Origin of the sequence: Mycobacterium sp. E136 (genome assembly GCF_001666865.1) — a bacterium.
GTDB lineage: Bacteria > Actinomycetota > Actinomycetes > Mycobacteriales > Mycobacteriaceae > Mycobacterium.
The window spans coordinates 22,400-28,483 of sequence record NZ_LZJE01000177.1; the positions used below are offsets into that span (position 1 = coordinate 22,400).

The 6,084-nt window shown below is 68.2% G+C and carries 8 protein-coding genes; all 8 read left to right on the forward strand.

What is annotated here, in order from left to right; translation table 11 throughout:
• Nucleotides 1-5: 5 nt before the first annotated feature.
• A complete protein-coding gene (locus tag A5698_RS11890) occupies nt 6-1,004 on the forward strand; it encodes a Ppx/GppA family phosphatase (protein ID WP_067088509.1) in 999 nt (332 codons plus the stop codon).
• A gap of 25 nt (nt 1,005-1,029) precedes the next feature.
• Nucleotides 1,030-2,235, forward strand: a complete 1,206-nt coding sequence (locus A5698_RS11895; RefSeq protein ID WP_068296792.1) for an Rv0497 family membrane protein — start codon at nt 1,030-1,032, stop codon at nt 2,233-2,235.
• A gap of 15 nt (nt 2,236-2,250) precedes the next feature.
• A complete protein-coding gene (locus A5698_RS11900) occupies nt 2,251-3,096 on the forward strand; it encodes a sugar phosphate isomerase/epimerase family protein (RefSeq protein WP_068296796.1) in 846 nt (281 codons plus the stop codon).
• 26 nt (nt 3,097-3,122) lie between these two features.
• The gene (locus A5698_RS11905) at nt 3,123-3,932 is read left to right on the forward strand and encodes a thioesterase family protein (protein WP_068296799.1); all 810 of its coding nucleotides are present in this window, start codon (nt 3,123-3,125) and stop codon (nt 3,930-3,932) included.
• 135 nt (nt 3,933-4,067) lie between these two features.
• On the forward strand, nt 4,068-4,949 hold the full coding sequence (gene proC, locus A5698_RS11910) for a pyrroline-5-carboxylate reductase (protein ID WP_156670717.1): 882 nt from the start codon (nt 4,068-4,070) through the stop codon (nt 4,947-4,949).
• A 127-nt stretch (nt 4,950-5,076) separates the two neighbouring features.
• Nucleotides 5,077-5,337 (forward strand): helix-turn-helix domain-containing protein, encoded by a 261-nt coding sequence (locus A5698_RS11915; protein WP_067088497.1) that lies wholly within the window; start codon nt 5,077-5,079, stop codon nt 5,335-5,337.
• A 131-nt stretch (nt 5,338-5,468) separates the two neighbouring features.
• A complete protein-coding gene (locus tag A5698_RS27950) occupies nt 5,469-5,570 on the forward strand; it encodes a 30S ribosomal protein bS22 (RefSeq protein ID WP_003402602.1) in 102 nt (33 codons plus the stop codon).
• A gap of 31 nt (nt 5,571-5,601) precedes the next feature.
• On the forward strand, nt 5,602-6,084 hold a 483-nt coding region (locus A5698_RS11920), incomplete at its 3' end, for an NAD-dependent epimerase/dehydratase family protein (RefSeq protein ID WP_156670718.1).

Genomic DNA, 6,084 nt, shown 5'->3' on the forward strand with positions numbered 1-6,084 from the left:
GATGAGTGCGATTAGGCGTGCTCGACGTGGGCAGCAATACCGTCCACCTTCTGGTGGTGGACGCGCGCCGTGGTGGACACCCGACGCCGATGAGTTCGACCAAGGCCTCGCTGCGCCTCGCCGAGGCCATCGACAGCGACGGCAAGATCACCCGCAAGGGTGCCGACAAACTGATCGGCACAATCGACGAATTCGCCAAGATCGCCACGAGTTCCGGTTGCGCGGAGCTGATGGCGTTCGCCACCTCCGCGGTGCGCGATGCCAAGAACTCCGAGGAACTGCTCGCCCGGATCCTCGCCGAGACCGGAGTGGCGCTGCGCGTGCTCGCCGGCGTCGACGAATCTCGGCTGACGTTCCTGGCGGTGCGGCGGTGGTACGGGTGGAGCGCCGGACGCATCATCAACATCGACATCGGCGGCGGTTCGCTCGAACTGTCCAACGGCGTCGACGAGGAGCCTGAGGTCGCGTTGTCACTTCCGCTCGGCGCGGGACGGCTCACCCGCGAATGGCTGCCCGACGATCCGCCGGGCCGGCGGCGCGTGGCGATGCTGCGCGACTGGCTGACGACCGAACTCGCCGACGCCGGCGCCGAGATGCTCAAACCCGGCGCCCCCGACCTCGCCGTGGCCACCTCGAAGACGTTCCGCTCGCTGGCCCGGCTCACCGGCGCCGCGCCGTCCGGGGCCGGTCCGAGGGTCAAACGAACGCTGACGGCCACCGGATTAAGGCAGCTCATAGCTTTCATCTCTAGGATGACCGCGGCCGACCGAGCGGAATTGGAGGGAGTGAGTGCCGAACGGGCGCCACAGATCGTGGCCGGAGCCCTGGTTGCTGAGGCGAGCATGAAAGCCCTCGGTGTCGAGAGCGTGGACATCTGCCCCTGGGCGTTGCGGGAGGGGCTGATTCTGCGGAGACTCGACAGCGAAGCCGATGGCAGCGGTTTCGTCGGCGGTGCCGACAATCCGGCCTCAGTACAGACGTTTGTGCGCAATGCTGGACGATAGGTGACGAGGCCCGAAGGCAAACACAATGACAGGAACTGAAGACGATCACAGCAACACGCGACCCATCTCGGTCGCGGAGTTGCTGGCGCGCAACGGAACGATCGGCGCCCCGCCGATCGGCGGTCGGCGCCGTCGTCGTCGCGGCGCGGACTCGATCACCGTCGCCGAACTGACCGGCGAGATCCCGATCGTCCGCGACCATGACGACGACGCCCCCGCCGAGACCGTCGAGACCGCCGAGACCGAAGCCACCGCTCCCGCCGAACCGGAGGAGGTAGCGGCCACCAACGGCGCCGTCGACCACGTCGAAGACACCGTCGACGAGTCCGAGGCCGAGCCCGCGGTCGAGCCCGAGGTCGAGCCCGAGGTCGAGCCCAAGGTCGAGGAGGCCCCCGAGGCGGTCGACACCTCGGACGCTCCCGAAGCCCCGGCCGACAAAGACGACGACTACGCCGAAGCCGTCGCCGACTACCAGAGCCACATCGAACAGCGCGACGCCGACGAGGACCTGGACTTCTTCGCCCCACCGCGGCGCTCCACCTTCGCGCGGCGGCGCTTCGGACTCCTCGGGCGCAGCGCGTCGGCCCAGCGCAGCGAGCCCGAAACCGCCGAGATCAGCCAGGTGGCGGACGAAACCACCGAGCTCAGCACGGTGGACGAGACCACCGACGAGGCGACGGTGGACAGCGACACCGCGGTCGGTGCCGAGGAGATGAGCCCGGACCCGCTCGACTGGGCCGATCCCCAGGCCGACGAGGACGAGGCCGAAGACGCCGCGGTCGCCGTGGCCGAGCCCGAAGACGACGATGACCGCGAGGACCTGCCGTCGTACCTGCGGTCCCCGGACAACGAGTTGTTCGGCGGACCCGATGCGGCCGACGACGTGGCCCACCGCGGTAACGGCCTGAGCCCGGCCGACATCGATCTGGACGAGGACGAGGACGAGGGGGCCGACCGCTCGGGCGCGATGTCGTCGTTCCTGCGCGGCGTGCTGGTCGTCGGGCAGTGCGTGGTCGCGGTCGCGTTCGGCGCGGGGCTGTTCATCGCCTTCGATCAGCTGTGGAAGTGGAACAGCATCGTCGCGCTGGTGCTCGGCGTGCTGGTGATCCTCGGCCTGGTCGTCGGCGTGCGGGTGGTCCGCAAGACCGAGGACATCGGCAGCACTCTGATCGCCGTCGCGGTCGGCGCGATGGTGACATTCGGGCCGCTGGCACTGATGCAGGCGGCCTGAGGCGCCCTATAACTCGTGCGTCCAGCCATCAAGGTCGGTCTGTCGACGGCCTCCGTTTACCCGCTGAGAACCGAGGCCGCCTTCGAGTACGCGGCGAAGCTCGGCTACGACGGCGTCGAGCTCATGGTGTGGGCCGAGACGGTCAGCCAGGACGTCGACGCGATCGAGGAGCTGTCGAAGCGGTACGAAATGCCGGTGCTCTCGGTGCACGCGCCGTGCCTGCTGATCTCCCAGCGAGTGTGGGGCGCCAACCCGATCCCGAAACTCGAACGCAGTGTGCGCGCGGCCGAGCAACTGTGCGCGCAGACCGTCGTCGTGCATCCGCCGTTCCGGTGGCAGCGCCGCTACGCCGAGGGGTTCTCCGACCAGGTCGCCGAGCTCGAGGAGTCCAGCGAGGTGATGGTGGCCGTCGAGAACATGTTCCCGTTCCGCGCCGACCGCTTCTTCGGCGCAGGGCAGACCTCCATCGAGCGCATGCGCAAACGTGGCGGCCGACCGGGACCGGGCATCTCGGCGTTCGCCCCGTCCTACGACCCGCTCGACGGTAACCACGCCCACTACACGCTCGACCTGTCGCACACCGCGACCGCCGGGTCCGATGCCCTCGAAATGGCGCGCCGCATGGGCGAGGGCCTGGTGCACCTGCATCTGTGCGACGGCAGCGGCGCCTCGACCGACGAGCACCTGGTGCCCGGACGCGGCACCCAGCCGACGGTGGAGGTCTGCGAGATGCTGGCCGCCAGCGACTTCAACGGCCACGTCATTCTCGAGGTGACGACGTCGGGCGCGCGGACCGCGGCCGAGCGCGAGGCGCTGCTGGTGGAGTCGCTACAGTTCGCGCGCAGGCACCTGCTGCGCTGACCGCTCGCTTCCGAAGGATTCACCAGATGGCCGGCTCCACCCTGTTCACCGACGCCATGGCGCTCACCAAAGCCGACGACGGCGTGTATCACGGTGAGCTGAACGAACATTGGACTATCGGGCCGAAGGTGCACGGCGGCGCGATGCTCGCGCTGTGCGCCAACGCCGCCCGAACCGAGCACGCCGGGGACGTCCAACCGATCGCGGTGTCGGGGAACTTCCTGTGGGCCCCCGATCCCGGGCCGATGGAATTGGTCACCACGGTGCGCAAGCGAGGACGTCGCGTCAGCCTGATTGATGTTGAACTCAATCAAGGCGACCGCACGGCGGTGCGTGCCGCGGTCACCCTCGGCGACCCGGAACACCATGTGGCGCCGCTGCTCTCGGTGAATCCGGTGATTCCGCTGATGCAACCCGAGCCCCCGCCCGGCCTGGAGCCGATCGGCGAGGGCCATCCGATGGCCGACATCGTGCACCTCGCGCACGGCTGCGACATCCGGCCGTCGCTGACCACGATGCAGCCGCGGTCCGACGGCGGACCGCCGGTGATCGAGTATTGGGTGCGGCCCAAAGGCGTTGCTCCGGATGTCCTTTTCGCGCTGCTGTGCGGCGACGTGTCGGCTCCGGTGACCTTCGGCGTCAACCGGTTCGGTTGGGCGCCCACCGTCCAGCTGACGGCCTATCTGCGCACCCTGCCCGCCGACGGGTGGCTGCGGGTGCTGTGTACGACGGTGCAGATCGGCCAGGACTGGTTCGACGAGGACCACATCGTCGTCGACTCTGAGGGCCACATCGTCGTGCAGACGCGCCAACTCGCGCTGGTGCCTCAGGCCTGAACCGGCTTCGCCAGTTGCCGAACGTGCACTCAGGACGAAAAATCGGCCCGGATCTCGCGCTGAGCGCACGTTCGGCGCACCCCGCGGTGGGTGGTCGCACGCGCCGGTGCCCGGCCGTCTGCAATGCTTTGCGGCATGGCCAGAATCGCGATCGTCGGCGGTGGAAGTATCGGTGAGGCGCTGCTGTCCGGGCTGCTGAGGGCCGGACGACAGGTCAAGGACCTGGTGGTGGCGGAGAAGGACCCGAACCGCGCGCAGTACCTCGCCGACACCTACTCGGTGCTGGTGACGACGGTGGCCAACGCGGTGGACCACGCGAGCTACGTGATCGTCGCCGTCAAGCCCGCCGACGTCGCCAGCCTCGTCGACGAAATCGTCGACGCCGCGACCAACGCCGAAAGCGACACGGCCGAACAGGTTTTCGTGACGGTCGCCGCCGGGGTCACCACCGAGTACTACGAGAACAAGCTGCCCGCCGGCGCGCCGGTGATCCGCGTCATGCCCAACGCCCCGATGGTCGTTGGCGGCGGTGTCAGCGCGCTGTCCGCCGGACGCTTCGCCACCGCCGAGCAGATGAAGGAGGTCTCGGCGATCTTCGACGCGGTCGGCGGGGTGCTCACGGTTCCGGAGTCCCAACTCGACGCGGTCACCGCGATCTCAGGCTCGGGGCCGGCCTATTTCTTCCTGATGGTCGAGGCGCTCGTCGACGCCGGCGTGGACGCCGGGCTGTCGCGGTCTGCGGCCACCGATCTCGTCGCGCAGACCATGGCCGGATCCGCCGCGATGTTGCTGGATCGCCTCGATCGGGCCGCGGACGCCGCAGGCGGCGCATCGGGTTCGTCGGGCGCCGGAATGGACACCACGCCCGCCCAGCTGCGCGCGACCGTCACTTCGCCGGGCGGTACCACCGCGGCCGGTCTGCGCGAACTCGAGAGGGGTGGATTGCGGGCAGCGGTTGCCAGGGCGGTCGAGGCCGCGAAAAAGCGCTCTGAGCAGCTCGGAATTACAACTGAGTAATTCTTCAAATTGCCCACACCCGTCGCAGTAACACCATCTGCCACGCTATTCTCCTCGTGTAAGCACGGGTCGGTGCCAGCGGTGGGGAAGCCGCTGGAACTGCCCGTGCCTGAATGATTGGGTTGCGATGACGTCTATGAACGGGCCATCCGCGCGGGATTCGGCCAGTGGGAAGTCGGCTCGGGACTCCGGATCCGACGGCCAACAGCCACGGGCGCAATTCCTCACCGTCGCCGAGGTGGCGAGCCTGATGCGGGTCAGCAAGATGACGGTGTACCGACTGGTGCACAACGGCGAGCTGCCTGCCGTCCGGGTCGGCCGCTCGTTCCGGGTGCACGCGAAGGCTGTTCACGACATGTTGGAGAGCTCGTACTTCGACGCAGGCTGATCGATCCCGCGTACTCGGCGCGACGCCCACCAGCCAATGGGCGCGTTTCGCGGTTACCTGCGCAGCCCGGTAAAGTAGCCGGGTCAGTCAACGATGCTCATCGGGCAGGTAAGGCGTAGGTAGCGGAGTTCATGGGTTCAGTCATCAAGAAGCGGCGCAAGCGCATGTCGAAGAAGAAGCACCGCAAGCTGCTTCGTCGCACTCGGGTCCAGCGCAGAAAACTCGGCAAGTAATCGCCACCCGCGGTCGCTAGGCTGGCCGGACATGGATTCCGAGGGCCGTTCCAATGGACACGTCAACGGGACTGACCCCCGCGACGCCGTGCAGTACCCGAAGGTCGTCCTGGTCACCGGGGCGTGCCGGTTTCTCGGCGGCTACCTGACGGCCAGGCTGGCTCAGAACCCGTTGATCAACCACGTGATCGCCGTCGACGCGATCACGCCGAGCAAGGATCTGCTGCGTCGGATGGGCCGTGCGGAATTCGTCCGCGCCGACATCCGCAACCCGTTCATCGCGAAGGTCATCCGCAACGGCGACGTCGACACCGTGGTGCACGCCGCCGCGGCGTCCTACGCGCCTCGCTCCGGGGGCCGTGCGACGCTCAAGGAACTCAACGTGATGGGCGCGATCCAGCTGTTCGCGGCCTGTCAGAAGGCGCCGTCGGTGCAGCGCGTCGTGCTCAAGTCGACCTCGGAGGTGTACGGCTCGAGCGCCCCGAGCGCGTCCTGTTCGTGCAGCAGCTGGAGG